This window comes from Fortiea sp. LEGE XX443 (genome assembly GCF_015206815.1).
Classification (GTDB): Bacteria; Cyanobacteriota; Cyanobacteriia; order Cyanobacteriales; family Nostocaceae; genus Nostoc_B.
Genome location: NZ_JADEXZ010000062.1, coordinates 1 through 21,073 on the forward strand (window position 1 = coordinate 1; position 21,073 = coordinate 21,073).

A 21,073-nucleotide genomic window follows, 5' to 3' on the forward strand; every position below is an offset into this window, starting at 1 on the left:
CTATAATATTTTCAAGGTTCGGCTCCCTCGGACTCCGCTTTGCAGCGCTCGTCTCTCAGGCACTTATCTAATATATCTATCTTCTTTGAGCGTGTCAACCTTTTTTTTAACTTTTTTTATCCCCTCTCATCTCCCTATACACTCCCTTTCTAGTCCACAATAGTGGATGCACTGTACTGAGAGAGGAAGGGTAGAGCGTGAATTTTCAGTCTGTAATAGCCACACTGTATCAGTTTTGGAGCGATCGCGGTTGTTTGATTGGTCAACCTTACGACATAGAAAAGGGGGCGGGTACTAAAAATCCTCATACATTTTTAAGAGCATTGGGGCCGGAACCGTGGGCTGTTGCCTATGTTGAACCATGTCGTCGTCCTACAGATGGGCGCTACGGTGAAAACCCCAATCGTTTCCAACATTATTACCAGTACCAAGTTCTGATTAAGCCATCACCGGATAATATTCAAGAAATTTATCTGAATTCTTTAAGGGCTTTGGGCATTCATCCTGAAGAGCATGATATTCGGTTTGTCGAAGATAACTGGGAAGATGCGACAGTCGGTGCTTGGGGTACTGGTTGGGAAGTATGGTTAGATGGGATGGAAATTACTCAATTTACTTACTTCCAACAATGTGGAGGAATAGATTGCCGTCCGGTATCGATTGAGATTACATACGGGTTAGAGCGATTAACGATGTATCTCCAGCAAGTGGAAGCATTTACTCAGATTCAGTGGACAGACAACATTACCTATGGAGATGTTTTTCTGCAAAACGAGATTGAGCAGAGTACCTATAACTTTGAAGCATCGAATCCTGAGTTACTGCTAACACTGTTTAACTTGTATGAGCAGGAAGCGACCAAATTGACAGAGCGAGGATTAGTTTTACCAAGCTTAGACTATGTAATGAAGTGTTCGCACACGTTTAATTTACTGGATGCCAGAGGCGTAATTTCTGTTACGGAAAGAACTCGCTACATTGCCAGGATTCGCCATTTGGCACGGAGAGTTGCACAACTATATGTAGAACAGAGAGAAACTCTGGGTTTACCTTTGCTGAAATAAACACTTAAATCAGTTTATACAACCCAAAACGACCAAGTTTTGGGAATTTTAATTTTTGCCAACTTTAGTTATCTCAATTCAATCCCTATATTATGAGGGTTTCGCACATTGATAGTGCTAAACAGGTAATGATGCGTTGTAGTAATGCACAAAACACCAAAGAGTGCAATAGTTGATTATCAACCGGAATTTCGCCGTGAAGGTGTGACTCAAGATGATGAATTACAGTATCTAAAGAGTCTAGAAATTTCCCAGACTCAGAATAATTCATAATCGAACTGAAATATGCTTATTAATCAAATAAAGCTAGATCAAACCAAAAAGTTGTACCTATGCCGATTTTACTTACCAATTGAACTTTACTACCATGCCTTTCGACAATATTTCTGACAATTGATAAACCCAAACCAGTACCTTCTAGGGTATGAACTCGGTTTTCAACACGGAAGAAGCGGTCAAAAATTGCCTGTTGGTCTTCTGAGCCGATACCAATGCCTGTATCAGATACTTCCACGCGCACTCGCGGAGACTGATTGTGAGAGCGCGGCTTGGGATCTAACTGGTAGGTGCGGATAGCGACTTTACCGCCTGCTTTGGTAAATTTCAGAGCATTTCCCACCAAATTAGCTAAGACTTGCAACAACAAATCATAATTACCCATAACGAGGGGTAAATTAGGGTCAACTTCTTGAATGAGTTCAATGCCCTTATCTTTAGCATTGAGTTGGTAAGTTCGCAGTGTTTGTTCAATAGCTTGGGCGAGGTCTACACCATCAAAGTTGTAACTACGACCTGATTCTAACTTAGACAAATCTAAAACATCATTAACTAAGCGAGTTAGGCGATCGGTTTCATGGTTAACAGTTTTGAGAAAATCTTGGCGCTGTTCTATACTCAAGTCTTCGCCGTAGTCATGCAAAGTTTCAATAAAAGATTTGATATTAAATAATGGTGTCCGCAGTTCATGAGAAACGTTGCTAATAAATTGGCTCTTGGCTTCGTTGAGTTCTACTTCTCGCGTAATATCTTGTACAGTAATCGCAATTCCTTTAATACTCTCGCGTTGGAGGTTGAGTACTGTAGTCAATAGAATTCGGATGGTACGTTTAGCTGGTTGGTTGAGATGAATGCGAAACTCGGCACTTTCGCATTCACCTGCTGCCATTTCGTACAAGGGACGAGTGATTTCCATTTGTATTTGTGAGGGTAATTGATGTAACACATTACTACCCACGACATCATTACCTTCCCAGCCAAAAATCCTTCGTGCTGTGGGGTTAACTAAAATCACCTGCATGTTGTTATCAATCAACACAGCACCATCAGCAATAGTTGAAACTAAGGTTTCTAGTTTGGCTTTTTCTGCGGTTAGTTCTTCAATATTTTGTTCTTCATAGCGCTCTAGGCGCTCTGCCATTTCATTAAAACTGAGAATTAACTCTCCTAGTTCACCGCCTAGGGGTAAGTCGATCCGCTGCTTGAAATTGCCTGTGGCGATTTGTTTTACTCCGACAAGCAATTCCTTAATTGGCTTGGTGATGGTTAAAGCATTAATTACACCCGCCAAAATTACCATTACCCAAATTGTGATAAATACGGCAATGGTGACATCACGGGTGAAATTAGTGGAGATAACTGCGGTTTGGTTGGGATTGATCCCAATAGCCAAAACACCCAGATATTTTTGATTGACGATGAGCGGTACAAACACATCGGTGACAGCTCCATCTGGGGTCATGTGTTGCCGTACCATTGGCTTATCGTCGTCACCAGGATAATCTTCTGGCAGTTGTATCCGCCGCTCAATCGTGAGTGAATTCTCTACTTCTGGTTCCCAAAACGGAATTCCAAAAAAGATTTTGCCAGTGTCATCAGCGTAGAGCATATACCTCACGCTAGAAGTACTGCTGTAAAATCTTTGGGAAAATTGGGCTACTTCAGTGAGATTATTTTCCGCAATGAGGGGGGTAACGTTGGCAGCAAGCAGCAGTCCCAAGTCGCGGCCGAAGCGGGTGTCATTCAGACGCGCATCCTGCTGAATTGTATTTACAGCCCAAAAGGTCAGACCACTCATTACCAAAGAAACCACTAAAGTGGCAACAGCTAAAAGCTTAGTTTGGAGGGTGAAATCTGACCACCAATTGGCGATCGCTTCTCGGATTGTCTTTAACAGAGCCAGCATTTTTTATAGAGTTGTTAGTAGTTTTTGTGATAAACCCCAACAACTAAAAAATTAACAGTTAATTTGATCAAAATGATAGAGATAGGGATAAAGGTTGAAGTCTCAAGTATGAAAAATCAAATTTCACACTTTAGACTTGATGCTTCATCCTTCGGTCAGCACTCGATGACCGATGTCTCTCCTATAATATATTCCTTCAAACTGAATGAATTGCAGACCTGTGTAGGCTTGAGCGATCGCTTGCTGAAAATTTTCGCCTGTGCCAGTAATATTTAACACGCGCCCCCCATCAGTCACGATTTGCTGTTGCTCATTCAATTTTGTGCCGGCATGGAATACGGTAACTCCCGCGGCTTGTGCCTCGCCAATGCCAGTAATCACCTTACCTTTGGCATAATCCCCAGGATAACCATCAGAGGCCGCCACTACAGTAGCTGCTGCGCCACTGTGCCAAGCGATGGGGGGCATTTCTCCTAAACGCTGTTCTACACAAGCCAGAAGTAACTCTTCTAAGGGAGTTGCCAACAAGGGTAAAATCACCTGAGTTTCGGGATCACCAAAACGACAGTTAAATTCCAACACCTTAAAATCGCCATCGGGTGTAATCATCAAACCAGCGTAAAGTACACCACGGTAGTCTATGCCTTTGTTGCGGAGAGTAGCGATCGCTTTTTCTAACACCTCTGTTTGCACGCGTGCCATTAATTCTGTTGTGGCGATCGGCGTTGGTGCATATGCTCCCATCCCCCCAGTATTTTCACCAGTATCGCCTTCTCCAACCCGTTTATGGTCTTGAGCGGGCAGCAGTGCGCGAATTGTTAACCCATCAGTCAAGGCTAAAACCGATACCTCTTGTCCAATTAAACAGTCTTCAATGACGACAAACTCACCAGCACTACCAAACTGCCCTTGGAAAATGGCATCAATGGCGCTTTCTGCCTGTTCCCTTGTAGTAGCTACTGTTACACCTTTCCCTGCTGCCAAGCCATCAGCTTTCACAACTATCGGCGCACCCTGAGCTTTCACATAAGATTTAGCTGCTGCTGCCTCAGTAAATACCGCAGCCTTAGCAGTAGGAATTCCTGCTTCCTGCATCAGGGACTTTGCCCAAGCCTTGCTGGCTTCAATTTGCGCTCCAGCTTTGATAGGGCCAAATACCATCAGTCCCTTAGCTTGCAAGTAATCTGTAATTCCCTTCGCCAGAGGGACTTCTGGCCCGACAACCACCAGCGAAATACCTTGTGCTAGTGCGTATTGGCTCATGCGCTCAAAGTCATCGACTTCCAAGGGCAAATTTTGGCAACCTACCATGCTGGCTGTGCCGCCATTCCCCGGCACACAGATAACTTGCTCAATTTGCTGGGATTGCAATAATTTCCATGCTAGAGCGTGTTCACGCCCCCCGTTACCTACAACTAAAACTTTCACTGATTTCCTCTTGCGTCCCTTGTGACACGAGAATACCCTAGGAAGTCAAAAGTCAAAAGTCAAAAGACTTAATCTTCCTAACTCTTGCACCACGCCGTACTAAGGCTACTCGCGGATCAATTTTTCACTAATTTAGGTACAGATGCAAGTCCTTGATGAGGCAGAGGAGAATAAGTAGTCGGACATAATTAAGATCATCGGTGGATATAGGGGACAGGTTACAGTCAAAAATTTGTGTAATTAATTCTGTCCAGGTGCTTAATTAAAAATAATACATTCGTTAAAATTCAGAAATCGGGATCAATTAGTGGGAGAAAAAACCGCCACTAATTGTAAACTACTAAATTTGAGCTTTAGTGTCGTGTTTCACCAAGAGTTCAGATGATCGCGGACTCGCTACCGCTGTGCTATCTGCGGCTTCGTACAGAATTTAGCATGAATATTGCAGTCAGGGAAATATCAAGAAAATAGGTAAATTAGGGAATGGCTAAAGTTATTGTTACAGGAGCAGCAGGATTTATTGGTTCTCACCTTGTCGAAACACTTTTAAAACAAGGAGAAGAAATAATCGGTATTGATGAATTTAATGATTACTACGATCCGATGTTCAAACGTAAGAATATTGCTTATTTAAACAGCTACTCTAACTTTACATTGATTGAAGGGAATATTCAATTTTTAGATTGGACAACATTACTCCAAGATGTAAAAATTATTTACCATCAGGCAGCACAAGCAGGGGTAAGGGCTAGTTGGGGTCAAAGTTTTCGCGCTTATACTGAACGTAATATTAACGCCACACAAGTTTTATTAGAAGCAGCAAAGAATGCTAAAAACCTCAAAAGATTGGTATTTGCTTCAACTTCTAGCGTCTATGGTGATGCAGAAACTTTACCTACCGACGAAAGTATTTTTCCTCATCCTGTTTCGCCTTATGGCATTACTAAGTTAGCAGCAGAGCGTTTGTGTGGACTATATCAAAAAAACTTTGGTGTGCCAATTGTTTCACTACGTTATTTCACAGTTTATGGAACCAGACAGCGCCCAGATATGGCATTTCATAAATTTTTCAAAGCTGTTTTGCAAGATGAAGCAATTCCTATTTATGGTGATGGACAGCAAACTCGAGACTTTACTTATGTTAGTGATGTCATAGCAGCAAATTTAGTCGCTGCTACCGTACCAGCAGCAGTAGGCGAAATTTTTAACATTGGTGGTGGTAGCAGGGTAGTTTTAACAGAAGTTTTAGACACAATGGCAGAAATTGTCGGCAAACCTATTAAGAAAAACCACATAGAAAAAGCAATGGGAGATGCACGCCACACGGCGGCGGATATATCTAAAGCTCAGAAAATTTTGGGATATCAGCCGCAAGTTCCTCTGAGAGAGGGATTGGCACAAGAATGGCAATGGGTGAAGACGTTGTATTAATTAGACATCTCCAAAAAAATGTCAAGACGTAGCACTGCTATGTCTCTACAATGGTTCTAGATAATGCCTATTTAAATTCGGTCGATGTCTATTGCAATAAACCGAAAAGATTTGGGGCATCGCTGATTGTCGATTGTGGTATTGGGTTTATGCTTGGTTTCGGTGGTGAATTGGATGGCTATGGTAGTATGCCCTTAAACAGGTGATAAACAAAGCATTATTTAATACTCTTTGAACACTAGCGAGAATCTACCTTGAGCTTATCTATTTATTTTCTCCGTCACGGACAAACAGAATGTAGTCGCAGTAATGCTTTTTGTGGTTCCATAAACTCGGAACTTACCCCAGAAGGCTTGGATATGGCTGAGGCTTTTGCAAATGCTTACAGTTCTCGTCCTTGGACAGCTATTTTTTGTAGTCCTATGGGCCGGGCTATAGCCACAGCCAAACCTCTGTGTACAGCTATAGGCATAGAACCACAACTGCGCGAAGGGTTAAAAGAAATTAACTATGGCGAGTGGGAAGGCAAAACCCCAGAATTCATTAGTAAACAATATCATGATGATTATCTGCGCTGGTCAGCAGACCCGGCTTGGTATGCACCTACTGGTGGAGAAATGGCCATCACAATTGCTTCTCGTGCGATGGGAGTGATTGAAGAAATTAAGCATCTTTACACCAGTGGTAATGTTTTAGTTGTGTCTCATAAGGCCACTATTAGAACTATGCTGTGTAGCTTGCTGGGTATTGATGTGGGGCGTTTTCGTTATCGCTTGGGTTGTCCAGTCGGTTCTGTTAGTGTTGTGGAATTTACTTCTCATGGGCCGTTGTTGCACACTTTAGCAGATCGTTCTCATTTCAGCGAATACTTACGTAATTTACCCGGAACTTAGTTGTTTGTTGGGTGGGTTACTTTTAATGGCTAACCCACCCATCGAATTTATAAAAATTAAATTTTTGGGCGTTGCTGAATTTAGGGATGAAATGATGAATCGCATTCAATACTTTTCGCTTAAGAATTAAGCAGTATTGATCATGGAAAAATTGAGTAAGCGACGTTGAGTAGCAGTGCCACGATGAATAGGTTTCTTAGACGGAAATTTGGAACGAGTTTTTTGGACTAAGCGAGGATTACTTCTGTCCTACCGAGTAGGAGTCTTCTCATCCAAAATCTCCATAGTCAACCGTGTACTCAACGACACGTAACAGAATTTTACTAAAACCTTTTTTCTTGGATTTATCCTTCTTCTGTCACTTTCCGGAATAAGCAAGTAGTTAATAACTCCATTAAGTTAAGTAGTGGGAACCGTTGAGGTTGTTGTTGGGGTATCCGTAGTTACAGAAATTGCCCCTTGAACTGTGAGAACTGAACAAGGTGCATGGTGTAAAACATAATTGCTAACGCTACCAAGAAACAACTCACTAATTCCACTCAAACCACGACGACCGATAACTATCACGTCAGCGTTCCAATTTCGAGCTACTTCACAAATCATGCGACTGGGATCACCTAGTTCTTGGGTAAATTCTGCTGCTACACCTTTGGCGATCGCCTGATTGGTGAGTAATGTTAAAAATTCAACTCCTTGTTGCTTCAGTAATTCCCACTGCCCTACGTAATATTGCACACTATGAATTTGGGAAGAAGCATAGCGACTATGTGTTTCCATTTCAGAAGTATTCTGGTAGTCATCATTAAAAGGTGAGATAACTTGCAGCAACATCAATTCAGCATTAGTTAATGTTGCTAAACATAGGGCTTGTTCAAAAACCTGCCGACCAATTTCTGTATTGTTAACTGCTACTAAAATTTTTCTAAACATAGCCAAAGTCCTGATTGAATAGTTATTAGTTACGCTTGCTGCTTTCTCTTAAAGTTTGCTTTCTTCAGCAGAAGCAATTTTTAAAAGGGTTTTGAGTACGGAGTCGGGGTTGAGACTAATAGGATCAATTCCTTGTTCGACCAAAGGATTAGCCAAATTCATCATGATTTGCGTGTGGGTGCGAGGGCATTTTTCTAAAGGTAATTCTTGCACTTCGTAGGTCAATAAACCTTGATATACTTTCCCTGTTTCACTTCCGGCGCAAGTGACGGTAATTTCTTCGCCAGTTTTGAATATTGATTGGCTCTTAGGTCTCTCACTCTTGTTTATAGAAAGATAATTTGAGGAACTTGTGAAGATACAGTCACCAATTTTGGATATTGTTGTCTAACTTGTTTTAATTTATACAGGTTTTTAATTTAACTAGTTGTGTTATGTAAAAATTAAGTTACCTTTAGTATGCGCCTTCTTTATTCAAAACAACCTTAACTGTTTTAAGTAAAATTTCAAAATCTAATTGCAGTGACCAATTTTCAATGTAGCTCATATCCAGATTGATGACTTGTTCAAAATCCAAAATGTTTGAACGGCCTGAGACTTGCCAAAGACCTGTAACACCAGGTAAAACTTCTTGACGCAGGAAATGGTGGTCTAAAAATTTATCTACATCTCTAGTCGGGAGTGGACGAGGGCCTACAAGACTCATTTCTCCTAAAAGAACGTTAAATAGTTGTGGTAATTCATCTAAGCTGTAACGACGGAGAAGTTTACCTATCCGAGTAATGCGAGGATCGTCTTTGATTTTGAAAATAATACCGTCTTTTGTTTCATTTAAAGCTTCTAACTCTTTTTGGTGTTTATCTGCATCAGGTCGCATTGTCCGGAATTTCCATACTTGAAATGGCTTTCCATGTAAACCGATCCGCATTTGTTTATAAAATATTGGCCCTGGAGAATCTAGTTTGATTGCTGTAGCGATCGCTAAATAAATAGGGAATGTGGAAATTAAAAACAAGGACGTAAAACAAAAGTCAAAAACCCGCTTTATCCAAAAATCTCTACCTATAATTGTGGGACAACTAACACTTAAACAAGGCATTCCTCCGATTTTTTGGAAATACACTTGTCTGTGTATTGGTTTCAATTGCATGGGTAGAATATTTACAGTTATGCCTGATGCTTGAAATAGCCAGCATAAAAACATTCTATTTTTGATAGCATCTCCAGCAATAAAAACTTCCGTTATATTGAGATTGTTTAGTTTTTCTAAAGTATTTTCACGATTACATCTATCTAATGATGTGGCTGTATCAAATCCACGAATTATGTAACGTTTTTCATTTTTAATAAAATTAATAACTTGTTCATGGTGTTCAGGTTCACAAATAATAAAAACGGAGTTACAACCTAGGATTTTTCGCTGACGTAAATATTTCAGAGTTACTTCAACGACGAATCTACTAGTAATAACTAAAGTTGTACACAGCAACCAAGATACAGTTAATATAAATTTTGTAACTTCTATAATAGGTTGATATAAAATGCTGATGAATAATATTAATCCGTGGGCAAAAGTTAGCGTTTTAATAATATTAAAATAGTCATAACGTTGCTTGCCTGATTGATACGTACCTTGGAGAAATAATGCTCCTATTTGTATTAAAATTAATTTAGGTATGTAGTTTCTTGGTGCATACCCAGCAACATCTACAGGAAAAGCCTGATATTGAGTTAATGTCCAAGCTAAGAATAAGACAAAGCAATCTACTAATATTAATGTTATTATCCGTAGCCACCAAGCTCCTTTGCTAACTTTGAAAAATGCAGAAGCGCGTAAATCTGGAGCCGAAGTACGCAAATTATTGTCATTAGTTACATGCTTGACGGTAGTACTTTGATGACTCATATACGGACTTGTCTTGGTGTATTAAACAATAGACATCTTCAAAATAGTGTATTTCATGATGGAAGAACATCGTTATAAGTTTTTTAACCTAAAAATATGAGTGAGATACAGAAATACATAGAAGAGAATCTGCTGCAAACTCAGAGGTTAGTAAGTTTTGAGTATGAATTGCCTTATAAGACGCGTAAAAGTTCTCAAGTAAAAGTATTGTTATTTTTTGTAAACAATAAGATACCCGACTTCTTTTTTTTGAGAAGTCGGGTATCTTAGCTTATTTATTTTCACAAATCAAATAGGATTGCTGTAAAAACGTTATATGTAACGTCTCTACAAAATATCAACCTAAATCGAAAAGTAGAATTTCCGCACCAACATTGGTGGTAATTTCAAGTTGTTCTTCGCTGCTGATTTGTACGCCATCGCCTGCTCTGAGTTCTTCACCGTTTAAGGTGGCTATACCTTGAGCTATTTGTAACCAACCATAGCGATCGCGTTGCAGATGATAATTCACAGTATCACCGCTTTCTAAAACGGAGGCGTATAAATCAACATCTTGATGAATAGTGACTGCACCATCGCGTCCATCTTTGGCAGCAATTAAGCATAATTTACCGCGTTTTTCTGCTAGAGAAAATGCCTTTTGTTCATATCTAGGAGTTAATTTTTGAGTGTCTGGTAAAATCCAGATTTGGAGTAAGTGCAGTGGTTCAGTGGGTGAGGGATTAAATTCACTGTGCATGATTCCTGTGCCAGCACTCATAATTTGTGCATCACCAGGACGAATTACTGACCCTGTACCCAAACTGTCTTTATGCTCTACAGCGCCAGATAGTACATAGGTGAGAATTTCCATATCCCGATGACCGTGGGTAGGGAAACCCGCACCAGGAGCAATGCGATCGTCGTTAATTACCCGCAGAGAGCGGAATCCCATGCGGTTTGGATCTTGAAAATGGCTAAAGGAAAATGTGTGGTAACTATCAAGCCAGCCTGTTTGACTATGACCTCGATGATTTCTATCATGAACTAGATAGTTAATTGTATTTTGAGACATAAAATTACCTCAGTTAGTTTGGTTTTTGGAATTTCTAAAATATGCTGGCGATCGCTGATCAATAAATTACATAACGATAAAATTGGCTCGCAAGATTTAAAACATTGATAAACAGCTAAGTAGGTCGGTGCTAAAAATTGTCGTTATGACAAGGCAGGAGGCAGAGGGCAGAAGGGAAGAGGTTTTCAAGCTACTTTACTTTCCGCTACATAGTTCGGTTTATTTGCACCTTTCTACTTAATCAAAAAGATAATTTTTTATTTATCTAGCTTGATTTCGGCTTATTTAAATATTAGAATATGTACCTACAAAATGAAAAGTACGCACTTAAAAGTGACGTACTTACCAAAAAGATACTATGAAGTTTGAAAGTATTTATCTCACAGCATCTGGTGTTTGAGCTTTCGGCGCAGTTGTACCATTTTCTGCATTGATTTCGGCTACTTGCAGATGAGCTTCCAAGAACCAGAGTCGTTTGTCAATGGTGCGAGAAATTTCGGTGTAAAGGTCAGCGGTATCTGCATCACCTAAGTCGTTGGTTTTGGCGATCGCTTCTCTGATATGTTTACCATAGGGTGCAAAGCGGTCTGCCAATGCTGTTACATGGTCTTTGCCATCCAAAATGTTGAGGGGATATTCTGGCAAGATAGAGTTACTAGCAGCAAGTCTAGCTGTTCCGAAAGCGTAGCCACCTAAAGCCGTGATCCGTTCAGCAACCATATCTACGTATGCTTCTAATTCCCCAGCAATCTCATCAAACAATTCATGCAACTGATAAAAGTCTGTCCCTTTAACGTTCCAGTGCGCTTGCTTGGTTTGGGTTCTCAGATCCAAGGTAGCTGCTAATGTTTGATTAAGAATGGTCACGATTTGGGAACGTGACTCAGCAGGAATATCGATGCGAGAGGGGTAAAGGCGGGATGTCTGCTTGTTGTCGCTCATGGTTCTACGTTTTTTGATCGACACAATGAGTTTATAGAGAGTGGCTGTGTTGGCGAAACTCCCTGGAGACAGATGGCTTTTCGCCGTTAATGGATTATTATCTTAATCATTCTCTGGAATTCTCCGTAATTCACATGTGATGGTTGTCGATCGCATGGAATGTTCCACCAAAAAGGCGATCGCGGATCGCATCATTTTGCAAGAAGTCATGGGGAAAACCAAGTTCAATTTGACTAACTTCATTCAGGCGTTGCAGATGCTCTGGTGATAAGGTGATATCTAAACAAGCCAAGTTATCTTGAAATTGGCTGAGTTTGCGTGCGCCGACGATGGGAATAATCACACCACTTTGGGCGCGTAACCAAGCTAATGCTACCTGGGAAGGTGAACGGCCGATTTCGGCAGCAACTTGACTGACCACCTCTGCGATCGCTAAACTGCGTTCTGATACAGTTCCCATCGCTGTGTTTGCGAATCGTCCTGGTTCTTCCCCTGGTTGCAAAGGCTGATTATACTTACCTGTGAGTACACCACCAGCCAACGGCGACCACGGTGTGACTGCTAAATCGAAGGCTTTAGCCATTGGTAGCAAGTCCCGTTCTGGTGTCCGTTGAATCAAGTTATACTCAATTTGCAAAGCCACAAACTGTGTCCAGCCTTGATATTGGGCGATAGTGTTAGCTTGGGCTACAATCCAAGCCGGTGCGTCAGAAATCCCGATGTAGAGAACTTTACCTTGGCGGACTACATCATCCAGCGATCGCATCACTTCCTCAATAGGAGTTGTGAAATCCCAAGCGTGTAACCAAAATAAGTCTATGTAGTCTGTATTCAGCCGTTTTAGGCTACCTTCCAAAGATTGAATCAAATTTTTGCGATGGTTGCCACTGCCATTAGGATCGCCTTTTTGTTCATTCATCCGCAAAGGGAAAGAATATTTAGTCGCAACTACAAAGCGTTCCCGGTCTTGTGCAATGAATTCACCGACAATTTTTTCACTACTACCATCGGTGTAACCATTGGCGGTGTCAATAAAATTCCCACCTGCTTCTGTGAAAGTATCAAAGATTTTGCGGCTTTCGTCAACAGAAGCACCCCAACCCCAGTCTTCACCAAAGGTCATAGTCCCCAAGCTGAGTTCCGAGACTCTCAACCCACTTTTGCCCAAGAGTTTGTATCTCATAATGACTTTCTCACTGGTTGAAATTGAGTGTACCGAGAGATGGCTATTTCTGTCTTTGCTAGTTTTTGCTGAGAATATTGAAATTTTGCTGTGTCAGTGTTTAGGGTCTGTTTTCAGCCTTCTGAATTTTGCTTTAATCGCACATTGAGCGAAAGAATCGAAATTTGGGAATACTCATAGTGTTTGACAGGATTGCTGTGGTTAGGCTCAAGCTATGAGAGCATTGAAAATCATTTCTCTGGGATTTTGTTATGTTTTGTGTGTTTGTTTGGTATTGGTTCCAATCTTGACAGGATATGCAACAACAGCACCAGTTGATACCTTGCGACAACAGCAGCAACAAATTAATCAAGAACGGCGGAATGTGATTCAAGAACGCGATCGCTTAACTAATGTGCAAAATCTTGCCCAAAAACGGTTAACTGGGATCAACCAAAATATCAACACCACAAACACTCAGATTCAAGATAGTGAATCGCGATTAGTACAAGCCACTCAACACCTGCAAAAGTTGGAAGCCGATTTAACTTTAGCGGAACGTACCTACGAAAAACAACAAATAGCTACAGTAGCGAGGTTGCGTTATCTCCAGCGATCGCCTGTAAATCAAGGCTGGGCAGTTTTAATGCAGAGCCATAATATCAGTGACTTTATCACTCGCCGTCATCAATTAAAGTTACTTTATCAAGCAGACCAAAAAATTTTGGCAAAACTCAACACCCAGGCAATCCAGATAAATCAGCAAAAAACTGGCGTAGAACAACAAAAAAATGAAATTGCCTTAATTCGTCAGCAATTATTAGCACAAAAAGCCGATTATCAAACTCAAGCCCAGTCACAATCAGAATTAATTCAACGCCTAAATAGCGATCGCCTAGCCTTAGAAGCAGCCGAAAATCAATTAGAAAGAGATTCTCAAAATCTGGAAAGCTTGATTCAAGAAAAGGTAGCAGATCTAGAAGGGCGAAGCAAGACCAACAGCCGCACAAATATTCTGATTCGCGGTACAGGGATGTTTGCCTATCCCAGTAATGCTCCGACTAGCAGCCGCTTTGGCTGGCGAGTACACCCGGTTCTTGGTTATCGTCGCTTTCATGCAGGTTTAGATTTTGCAGCCAGCTATGGTAGTACAATTCGTGCTGCCGATTCGGGGACAGTAATTTTTGCTGGGTGGTATGGTGGCTATGGCAGAGCCGTAATTATCGACCACGGTAACGGTGTCACTACCCTTTACGGACACAGCAGCCAATTATTTGTATCCGAAGGACAAGGAGTACAAAGAGGACAAGCGATCGCGGCTGTTGGTTCCACAGGTTTATCTACCGGGCCACACCTACATTTTGAAGTGCGTCGTCATGGTTCACCCGTAAATCCTGCTGATTATCTTTAGGCGATCGGCAAATTTTATCATGGTCATGTTATAATCCAGAAGACTAAGGGCGTGTGGCTCAGTGGATAGAGCAACAGATTCCGGTTCTGTGGGTCGGGGGTTCAAATCCCTCCACGCTCGTTTGATTACAAGACTAAACACAAAAGCTAAAGGTCATTTTCTCTCACCTCAATCAACTTTATCCCTAATGCTGTATGTAGGGGTACTGGTTGGGCTTGAGAGATAGTTATCATTCATTTATAATTTTATAAGTTACTCCTATACATATCTGAATAAATCATTTGATAACTTAATAAGCCTGATTTTTATCACTACTCATACCAATTCTCGAAAAGAATGAAACAGATACGTAGGTTGGGTTAAATGTAGTGAAACCCAACAATGATAAGGTATTGAGGCGTTGGGTTTCGTGCCTCAAACCAACCTACTGGCGTGTCTAGCCTTAAATGTGGCAATAAATCTTTTCTTCTATCTCTGTGTTCTCTGCGCCTCTGCGGTTTATTAATGCACTATTTTAGCCTTGCCACGCCACTACATCTGCATCAAATTTTTAGTGAAATGGTATCACGCTAAATCAGCCTGCAATCCCTCTGTTTTGAGTTTCAGGTATAGCAGTAGCCAAGGCAGTTAGGACATCGGCCAATGATAAAACTCATGCACTAAAAGACTTTTAACCCTGTCACCTGTCACCTGTTCCCTGTCACCTGCTATATCAAACCTTACGTCGCAATGACACAACAGAATAATCAAAAACTCCAAATCTCAACATAGATGAGGTGTATGTGTGCAATAACTTAGCAACTCTCATCCTTGGTGATGGCTATCTCACGTTTATTCACGGTTGATTGCTGTTATTTGAACCGGAGTTAGAAGTGTTACTAAATAACCAAGCCAAAAGGTTAGCAACTGTAGCTGCACCAAAAGAGAACAGGGCGATAATGGCATCACGAGGTAAAACGCCATCTAACCAACTACCTTGAATTTTAGAAACGGGAAAATCTTCGTCTAAACCGATTTGAATTTGTTGAGTTTTACCAGAAAAGCGGGCTTCTATACCTTTATTGGGGATAATTTGGAGATGGCGGATAAGTTGAATATTTAACGGCTTATCTAGGTTTTCTCCCATGAGGAACTGATTTTGTTTAATTTCCTGTTCCTGCCCTGCCATGATGATTTTGCCTTCCACAATGGCGGAAGTATATAAATCTTCTCTGCTATTATTGGCGTTTCTATCTACATATAAAAATTTCACATCTTTGGTTTCTATCTTTCCTCTAAACCATTGTTGAATGTCAGCTTTGGGAGGTTTGTTTAAGGTGAGATAAATATTAGTGTTTTGCTGAATTTTTAACAAAAGTTCTTTATTATTTGGATTGACAATAAATTCTAGCGGTGCTTGTTCGTCAAATTGATTTGATAATTTTAAGTCTGGTAATTTATAACCTTCTAAGATAACTTTGAGTGGTTCTTCACCTAAATATAGTTCTAGTGTGTTTGGATTACTATTTGGTTTGGGTTGTAAATCAAAAGCTAGTTGTTGACGCTGAAAGTCATAACTCAATCCATTGACTTTTGTTTCTGGTTCTAGCCGCAGGTTATTCAATGCGATTGTGCTGGTTACGTTGGGGTTTGCTGGGGTGATTATCCAGCGACTTTTGCGGTCTTTAAGTTGAATTTTTAAAGAGTCTAAGTTATTCAGTTGGGGTAAAGACTGACTTTGAAAGTTACCTGTAAAAGTGAGAGTTTGGATACCTTCATTTTCTATTTGTTTAATGCCGCGAATATTTTGAATAAAAAGTTTTGGTTGCTGACCATTATAGGTAAAGGTTATTTCTTGAGCAATGATATTACCTTCAAAGATGTGATTTCCTGGGAGAATTGCGGCAAAAGTGAAGACACTACAAAGTAAAAGCACTAACAGAACAACAACTGATGTTTTGTGCTTAATTAGATATTTTTTCAAAAATTTAAAACACTGGCTAATCTTGTTAACACATAGCTGAATAAAATTTACTAATTTAGGTAGGTACAAACTCCGACTGTTGCTGAGAATGGCACTGATAAATTTGAAAGGTTTGCGTTTGGCTTTTTGCCGAGATGCCATGACTTATTTTAACCAATTGGGGTTATGTTCAAATTCTATTGGTCTTTCGATCCGTTCGCTTGGTTGATTTCTTTGTTCAATAAAAGCAACGTAGTGTATTTTATAGCGTCCAGATGGGGCGTTGCGTCCATCCCAAGTAAAAACTGTTTCACCACTTTTTGGGTTAGGTTGAGTAGTGCTGTAGACGGTGGTTTCTTTATTTTTAGAGTCTATTTTGACGATTTTAAAGCTGGTGAATTTGACTCTGCTTTCGGAATAAAAGGCAAATTCATACTTGCCAGAAGATTGCCCTAGAATAACGGGGACATAAACTTTTTGCGAACCAAGTAAATAAGATGCTGAAGCACGGAGGGTGTTTGCGGGGATTTTTGCTTGTCTGAGGACATAAGTATTCCAGCTAAAGCGGAAACGTGAATTATTGTTAGACAATAACAAATCATCTAATTGATAGCGATAATTATCACCGAAGGATTGCACTATTACCTGGGGATTTTTACCGTTACGAATTTGGGGAACTTGTAATGTTAGGGTTTTGCCATAACTGGCAATGTTGCGGGTGACAATGGAAATTAGAGTTAAGCTATTACCGCTTAATAGTTCTTCTTTGATACCTTCGCAACGGTTGGGTGATTTACGGCGGATGTAGTCGGTAGTGTTGGGTCTGCCTTCGGGACAAGAAGCAGCAGCAGGTAGATGACTGAGGGTGAGGATTACAAGACTAGCAAGAATAATTTTATAATTCATGGTTTGTTTAAGATAATTTTATAGTTCGTGGTTTGTTTCGGAGGATGTTTTAAAAGCTTTCTTGTTGGTTTAGCGTGATGATCTGATCCCCCCAAATCCCCCTTAAAAAGGGGGACTTTTTATTTGTTGGTTTAGCGTGATGATTTGATCCCCCTAAATCCACGCCACTTGCTACAACGGGGGGAACCCCCGCAACGCAGTGGCTCCCCTTAAAAAGGGGGACTTTGATTCTATTCTAATTCCCCCCTTTTTAAGGGGGGCTAGGGGGGATCTTGATACAGTTTGGTACTTTATGAACATCATTTAAAGCTAATATTCCAAATGGAAAGTTGTTTTTTAATCTCAGATATGGGGTAGGCGAAATTTTTTGTTTCGCCTGTTTTGCGGGCAAAGACAATGCCGATGAGCCGATTTTGAGAGTCAAGGACAGGGCTGCCAGAAAAACCAGGTTTAAGTGCGGGTTGAAATATTTCTAGTTGTTGATTTGTGTAGTTCTTGATTTTTCCTGATTGTACAGACCAAGATTTATCTTCACCTCGTTGTGCGGAATGACCGATAATTTGAATGGGCATTTTGGGGTTGATGGCAGTTGCAGAGATGGGTAAGGGTTTGATATCTTCTGGTAGATTATCGGTAATTTCCAAAATAGCTAAATCGAGTTGATTTGTAGTGATTATATTCAACGGCTTGGCGTTGCGCCGCATTCGTACGCGGTTTTCTGGTGGTGAACTAAAAAATTCTACTTGAATATTTTTACCTTGTTCGTTGCCATCAAAAATGACATGACGATTGGTTAGGATTAATGTGCGATTGCCTTGTCGCTGAATAACTACGCCTGTAGCAATCTCTGTTCCTTGGCGTTGACTGTTGAAAAACTCCGCAGTGATGAGTACTACGGAACGCTTAACAGGTAAGGTTGGATCATTTTTAGGCAACCATTGGCGATCGTCTTCGACACTTGCTAGTTTATTCTGTTGTTCAATCCATAATCGCCGTGCTTCTCTATTGTTGTTCTTGGCATAGATATAATCGGAGTCAATTGCTTCGGCTTTGTCGAAATATTCTATGGCTTCTAGCAGTTTCCCTTGTTTTTGGAATAAGAAACCTAAATTATTGTTAGCAACAGTATGAGCAGTGGTAGGAGTTCCAGAAGTGTCTTCTGGTAAGGTGAGAGCTTTTTCGTATGCGGCGACGGCGGCATCTAATTTCTTCTGCTCTCTCAGGGCAACGCCGAGATTGCTGTAAGCAAGAGCTAAGTTAGGGTTGAGTTGAATCGCTTTTTTGTAGGCGGCGACGGCGGCATCTAATTTCTTCTGCTCTCTCAGGGCAATGCCGAGATTGTTGTAAGCAAGAGCTAAGTTAGGGTTGAGTTGAATCGCTTTTTTGTAGGCGGCGACGGCGGCATCTAATTTCTTCTGCTCTCTCAGGGCAATGCCGAGATTGTTGTAAGCAAGAGCTAAGTTAGGGTTGAGTTGAATCGCTTTTTTGTAGGCGGCGACGGCGGCATCTAATTTCTTCTGCTCTCTCAGGGCAATGCCGAGATTGTTGTAAGCAAGAGCTAAGTTAGGGTTGAGTTGAATCGCTTTTTTGTAGGCGGCGACGGCGGCATCTAATTTGTTTTGGTCATTCAGGGCAATGCCGAGATTGTTGTAAGCTTCAGTATAGTTAGGGTTGAGTTGAATCGCTTTTTGGAAGGCGGCGACGGCGGCATCTAATTTGTTTTGCTCTCTCAGGGCAACGCCGAGATTGTTGTAAGCAAGAGCTAAGTTAGGGTTGAGTTGAATCGCTTTTTGGTAGGCGGCGACGGCGGCATCTAATTTTTTCTGTTTTCTCAGGGCAATGCCGAGATTGTTGTAAGCAAGAGCTAAGTTAGGGTTGAGTTGAATCGCTTTTTTGTAGACGGCGACGGCGGCATCTAATTTGTTTTGGTTGTGCAGGGCAACACCGAGATTGTAGTAAGCAGCGGCGTTATTTGGTTGAATTTGAATAATTTGGCGATATATTGCCTCTAATTCTGCGTATTTACCCGCTTTCTCGGCGGCGATTGCTTGTTGAAATAGCTGTTCGACAGTAGTTTGAGCAACTACAAGCTGGGGTGTGCTTGCTAAGGATAAGATTAAGAATAAGTTGGTAAGTAAGCGATGACCGCGCATAAAAATGCCAATGCTTTCTCCGATTTTATCAATACTTACGTGAAATTCGCCATATAGCAGGTAAGCATTTAATACTCGTAAATGAGTCTTTCGTTATTGCAGAGAGGAAAGAGGATGCGATGCCTACGGCTGGCTACGCCTACGCATTTACATCGCATTTTCTATTTCTGCGACTCCATTCATAGATTTTGCGATGCCTACGGCGGGCTACGCCTACGTATTTTCTATTTCTGCGATCGTCTTTCCTATTTTTGCGACTCCATTCATAGATTTTGCGATGCCTACGGCGGGCTACGCCTACGTATTTTCTATTTCTGCGATCGTCTTTTCTATTTCAACGACTCCATTTATAGATTTTGCGATCTCATTTTCTATTTCTGCGATCGTATTTTCTATTTCTGCGATCGTCTTTTCTATTTCTGCGACTACTTTTGCTAATTCTGCTGATATCGAAACAACAAATCAACATGACAAATGAGTAAAAACACCGTCAAATCCATAATTATTTCGTCGAACTGTTAATTAAATAAATCAACAAAACTACTCATCTCAAGCAAAAGGATACTCCACTATGTTGAAAACAGTGAACAGTTATCAGTTATCAGTTATCAATCACTGTTCACTGTTTACTGTTCACTGTTAAAAAAGGATACTTCATGCCTGTAAGAACTCGCGGTTCTAATGCTGTTGACAAAGCACAACGTCGTCTTGCTTTGCTTAAATCTATTGATGAAAACCTGGATTTAGGACATGGGTTAACTGTTGAAGCCTACACCCGCCTCATTATTACTACCCGCGTCATGCTAGAAGCTCATAACACGCTTTTGTCCAATCTGGAAGAATCACGTAAAACATTAACCCAGATGGACAAAGCTCTCTCTGAAATGTCTGAACGAATGCTGAGTGGAGTTGCAACTGTCTACGGCAAAAACAGTATGGAGTATTCTAAAGCTGGCGGCTCTAATCGAAAACGGACTAAACAATCTAGTTCAACAATGGCTCCAGTTGTAGCAGCGACGCTTATTAATCAACCTACTCAAGCCGTAATTGCAAATGCGTCAACCAACGGTAACGGCACAACTCCTTTGCTACAATAATCAGTCTAATATAACGTGGGGCGTATTGATTACTTATCGATTTTCTGACTAGTTTTCTAGTTTCCACCCCAGGGCGATCGCAACTTCATTAGCTAATTCTAAAGGGTTGAATGGTTTAGCGATCGCTGTTACTATACCCATCTGTGCATAACGACGGCGATCGGTAGCCTGAACTTTAGCAGTTAATAAAATTACGGGAATTTTTTTGGTAGCTGGATTCTCTTGGAGTTTCTCAAAGGTGGCTATCCCATCCATATCGGGCATCATCACATCGAGTAAAATTGCATCTGGTTGGTAAGTTTCGGCTTTAGTAATGCCCTCTTCGCCAGAACTTGCTGTCAGCACTTCCCACGCTGCGACAGTTTCTAAACAAATTTTGGCAACTTCTTGAATATACTGCTCATTATCTACTACTAGAATCCGTTTTACGGCCATGATTAATACCAAGTTATAATTCAATACTTCACTTAAGAAAAAATCGAAACTTCAGCCCAAACACAACCATCCGTCTGTAGGGGGTTTGGGGGCGGCAGAATGCCCCCAATCGGGGGTATGGGGGAGAATCCCCCAAT

At 41.0% G+C, this 21,073-nt stretch carries 19 protein-coding genes and 1 tRNA gene; 8 read left to right on the forward strand and 12 right to left on the reverse strand.

Translation table 11 applies throughout. The annotated features are described in order from the left end of the window. Positions 1 to 197 precede the first annotated feature (197 nt). Complete coding sequence (gene glyQ / locus IQ259_RS20025; protein ID WP_193887756.1) at positions 198 to 1,064, forward strand: glycine--tRNA ligase subunit alpha; 867 nt, start codon at positions 198 to 200, stop codon at positions 1,062 to 1,064. Between the two features lie 144 nt (positions 1,065 to 1,208). After that, positions 1,209 to 1,337: a hypothetical protein gene (locus tag IQ259_RS27610; RefSeq protein WP_255525473.1), complete on the forward strand. Its 129-nt coding sequence runs from the start codon at positions 1,209 to 1,211 to the stop codon at positions 1,335 to 1,337. 19 nt (positions 1,338 to 1,356) lie between these two features. Here the strand turns inward: IQ259_RS27610 and nblS are convergent, their stop codons facing one another. Both nblS and purD read right to left on the reverse strand, forming a co-directional pair. Continuing rightward, on the reverse strand, positions 1,357 to 3,246 hold the full coding sequence (gene nblS, locus IQ259_RS20030; protein WP_193887757.1) for a two-component system sensor histidine kinase NblS: 1,890 nt from the start codon (positions 3,244 to 3,246) through the stop codon (positions 1,357 to 1,359). Between the two features lie 144 nt (positions 3,247 to 3,390). Continuing rightward, complete coding sequence (purD, locus tag IQ259_RS20035; protein ID WP_193887758.1) at positions 3,391 to 4,674, reverse strand: phosphoribosylamine--glycine ligase; 1,284 nt, start codon at positions 4,672 to 4,674, stop codon at positions 3,391 to 3,393. Between the two features lie 483 nt (positions 4,675 to 5,157). On the opposite strand from purD, the gene IQ259_RS20040 reads away from it, so the two are divergent. Beyond that, on the forward strand, positions 5,158 to 6,105 hold the full coding sequence (locus IQ259_RS20040) for an NAD-dependent epimerase/dehydratase family protein (protein WP_193887759.1): 948 nt from the start codon (positions 5,158 to 5,160) through the stop codon (positions 6,103 to 6,105). Between the two features lie 254 nt (positions 6,106 to 6,359). Beyond that, positions 6,360 to 6,998 carry a histidine phosphatase family protein gene (locus tag IQ259_RS20045; protein ID WP_193887760.1) on the forward strand — a complete coding sequence of 213 codons (639 nt, stop codon included), beginning with the start codon at positions 6,360 to 6,362 and terminating at the stop codon, positions 6,996 to 6,998. Between the two features lie 399 nt (positions 6,999 to 7,397). Here IQ259_RS20045 and IQ259_RS20050 read toward each other — a convergent pair whose 3' ends face one another. The 6 genes from IQ259_RS20050 to IQ259_RS20075 all read right to left on the reverse strand — a co-directional run bounded on the left by IQ259_RS20050 (position 7,398) and on the right by IQ259_RS20075 (position 13,013). Beyond that, positions 7,398 to 7,928: a universal stress protein gene (locus IQ259_RS20050; RefSeq protein WP_193887761.1), complete on the reverse strand. Its 531-nt coding sequence runs from the start codon at positions 7,926 to 7,928 to the stop codon at positions 7,398 to 7,400. A 48-nt stretch (positions 7,929 to 7,976) separates the two neighbouring features. Further along, positions 7,977 to 8,153 (reverse strand): hypothetical protein, encoded by a 177-nt coding sequence (locus tag IQ259_RS20055; RefSeq protein ID WP_193887762.1) that lies wholly within the window; start codon positions 8,151 to 8,153, stop codon positions 7,977 to 7,979. A gap of 229 nt (positions 8,154 to 8,382) precedes the next feature. Further along, positions 8,383 to 9,834, reverse strand: a complete 1,452-nt coding sequence (locus IQ259_RS20060; protein ID WP_193887763.1) for a sugar transferase — start codon at positions 9,832 to 9,834, stop codon at positions 8,383 to 8,385. Between the two features lie 337 nt (positions 9,835 to 10,171). Continuing rightward, entirely contained in the window at positions 10,172 to 10,888 is a 717-nt protein-coding gene (locus IQ259_RS20065) for a pirin family protein (protein WP_193887764.1), read from the reverse strand. A gap of 375 nt (positions 10,889 to 11,263) precedes the next feature. Beyond that, entirely contained in the window at positions 11,264 to 11,830 is a 567-nt protein-coding gene (gene dps, locus IQ259_RS20070; protein ID WP_193887765.1) for a DNA starvation/stationary phase protection protein Dps, read from the reverse strand. Positions 11,831 to 11,960: 130 nt separating this feature from the next. Continuing rightward, the gene (locus IQ259_RS20075; RefSeq protein ID WP_193887766.1) at positions 11,961 to 13,013 is read right to left on the reverse strand and encodes an aldo/keto reductase; all 1,053 of its coding nucleotides are present in this window, start codon (positions 13,011 to 13,013) and stop codon (positions 11,961 to 11,963) included. Positions 13,014 to 13,227: 214 nt separating this feature from the next. Here IQ259_RS20075 and IQ259_RS20080 point away from each other — a divergent pair, with 214 nt between their 5' ends. After that, on the forward strand, positions 13,228 to 14,403 hold the full coding sequence (locus IQ259_RS20080; protein WP_193887767.1) for a murein hydrolase activator EnvC: 1,176 nt from the start codon (positions 13,228 to 13,230) through the stop codon (positions 14,401 to 14,403). Between the two features lie 47 nt (positions 14,404 to 14,450). Further along, positions 14,451 to 14,523, forward strand: a tRNA-Arg gene (locus tag IQ259_RS20085). Positions 14,524 to 15,238: 715 nt separating this feature from the next. Here IQ259_RS20085 and IQ259_RS20090 read toward each other — a convergent pair. The 3 genes from IQ259_RS20090 to IQ259_RS20100 form a co-directional block, all read right to left on the reverse strand. Continuing rightward, on the reverse strand, positions 15,239 to 16,507 hold the full coding sequence (locus IQ259_RS20090; RefSeq protein ID WP_193887768.1) for a hypothetical protein: 1,269 nt from the start codon (positions 16,505 to 16,507) through the stop codon (positions 15,239 to 15,241). Positions 16,508 to 16,510: 3 nt separating this feature from the next. Continuing rightward, positions 16,511 to 17,251: a hypothetical protein gene (locus IQ259_RS20095; protein WP_193887769.1), complete on the reverse strand. Its 741-nt coding sequence runs from the start codon at positions 17,249 to 17,251 to the stop codon at positions 16,511 to 16,513. 299 nt (positions 17,252 to 17,550) lie between these two features. After that, complete coding sequence (locus IQ259_RS20100) at positions 17,551 to 19,404, reverse strand: serine protease (protein ID WP_193887770.1); 1,854 nt, start codon at positions 19,402 to 19,404, stop codon at positions 17,551 to 17,553. Between the two features lie 193 nt (positions 19,405 to 19,597). Between IQ259_RS20100 and IQ259_RS20105 the strand changes: the two genes are divergently transcribed. Then, the gene (locus IQ259_RS20105) at positions 19,598 to 19,882 is read left to right on the forward strand and encodes a hypothetical protein (RefSeq protein ID WP_193887771.1); all 285 of its coding nucleotides are present in this window, start codon (positions 19,598 to 19,600) and stop codon (positions 19,880 to 19,882) included. Positions 19,883 to 20,060: 178 nt separating this feature from the next. After that, a complete protein-coding gene (locus tag IQ259_RS20110; protein ID WP_193887772.1) occupies positions 20,061 to 20,501 on the forward strand; it encodes a hypothetical protein in 441 nt (146 codons plus the stop codon). A gap of 48 nt (positions 20,502 to 20,549) precedes the next feature. Here IQ259_RS20110 and IQ259_RS20115 read toward each other — a convergent pair whose 3' ends face one another. Then, positions 20,550 to 20,936, reverse strand: a complete 387-nt coding sequence (locus IQ259_RS20115; RefSeq protein ID WP_193887773.1) for a response regulator — start codon at positions 20,934 to 20,936, stop codon at positions 20,550 to 20,552. Positions 20,937 to 21,073 lie beyond the last annotated feature (137 nt).

Bases quoted from the DNA above. Each gene is read 5' to 3' on its own strand.
- IQ259_RS27610 (WP_255525473.1), top strand. From the start codon at position 1,209: ATGCACAAAACACCAAAGAGTGCAATAGTTGATTATCAACCGGAATTT.
- nblS (WP_193887757.1), bottom strand. From the start codon at position 3,246: ATGCTGGCTCTGTTAAAGACAATCCGAGAAGCGATCGCCAATTGGTGG.
- IQ259_RS20040 (WP_193887759.1), top strand. From the start codon at position 5,158: ATGGCTAAAGTTATTGTTACAGGAGCAGCAGGATTTATTGGTTCTCAC.
- IQ259_RS20050 (WP_193887761.1), bottom strand. From the start codon at position 7,928: ATGTTTAGAAAAATTTTAGTAGCAGTTAACAATACAGAAATTGGTCGG.
- IQ259_RS20060 (WP_193887763.1), bottom strand. From the start codon at position 9,834: ATGAGTCATCAAAGTACTACCGTCAAGCATGTAACTAATGACAATAAT.
- IQ259_RS20065 (WP_193887764.1), bottom strand. From the start codon at position 10,888: ATGTCTCAAAATACAATTAACTATCTAGTTCATGATAGAAATCATCGA.
- dps (WP_193887765.1), bottom strand. From the start codon at position 11,830: ATGAGCGACAACAAGCAGACATCCCGCCTTTACCCCTCTCGCATCGAT.
- IQ259_RS20075 (WP_193887766.1), bottom strand. From the start codon at position 13,013: ATGAGATACAAACTCTTGGGCAAAAGTGGGTTGAGAGTCTCGGAACTC.
- IQ259_RS20080 (WP_193887767.1), top strand. From the start codon at position 13,228: ATGAGAGCATTGAAAATCATTTCTCTGGGATTTTGTTATGTTTTGTGT.
- IQ259_RS20090 (WP_193887768.1), bottom strand. From the start codon at position 16,507: ATGGCATCTCGGCAAAAAGCCAAACGCAAACCTTTCAAATTTATCAGT.
- IQ259_RS20095 (WP_193887769.1), bottom strand. From the start codon at position 17,251: ATGAATTATAAAATTATTCTTGCTAGTCTTGTAATCCTCACCCTCAGT.
- IQ259_RS20100 (WP_193887770.1), bottom strand. From the start codon at position 19,404: ATGCGCGGTCATCGCTTACTTACCAACTTATTCTTAATCTTATCCTTA.
- IQ259_RS20105 (WP_193887771.1), top strand. From the start codon at position 19,598: ATGCCTACGGCGGGCTACGCCTACGTATTTTCTATTTCTGCGATCGTC.
- IQ259_RS20110 (WP_193887772.1), top strand. From the start codon at position 20,061: ATGCCTGTAAGAACTCGCGGTTCTAATGCTGTTGACAAAGCACAACGT.
- IQ259_RS20115 (WP_193887773.1), bottom strand. From the start codon at position 20,936: ATGGCCGTAAAACGGATTCTAGTAGTAGATAATGAGCAGTATATTCAA.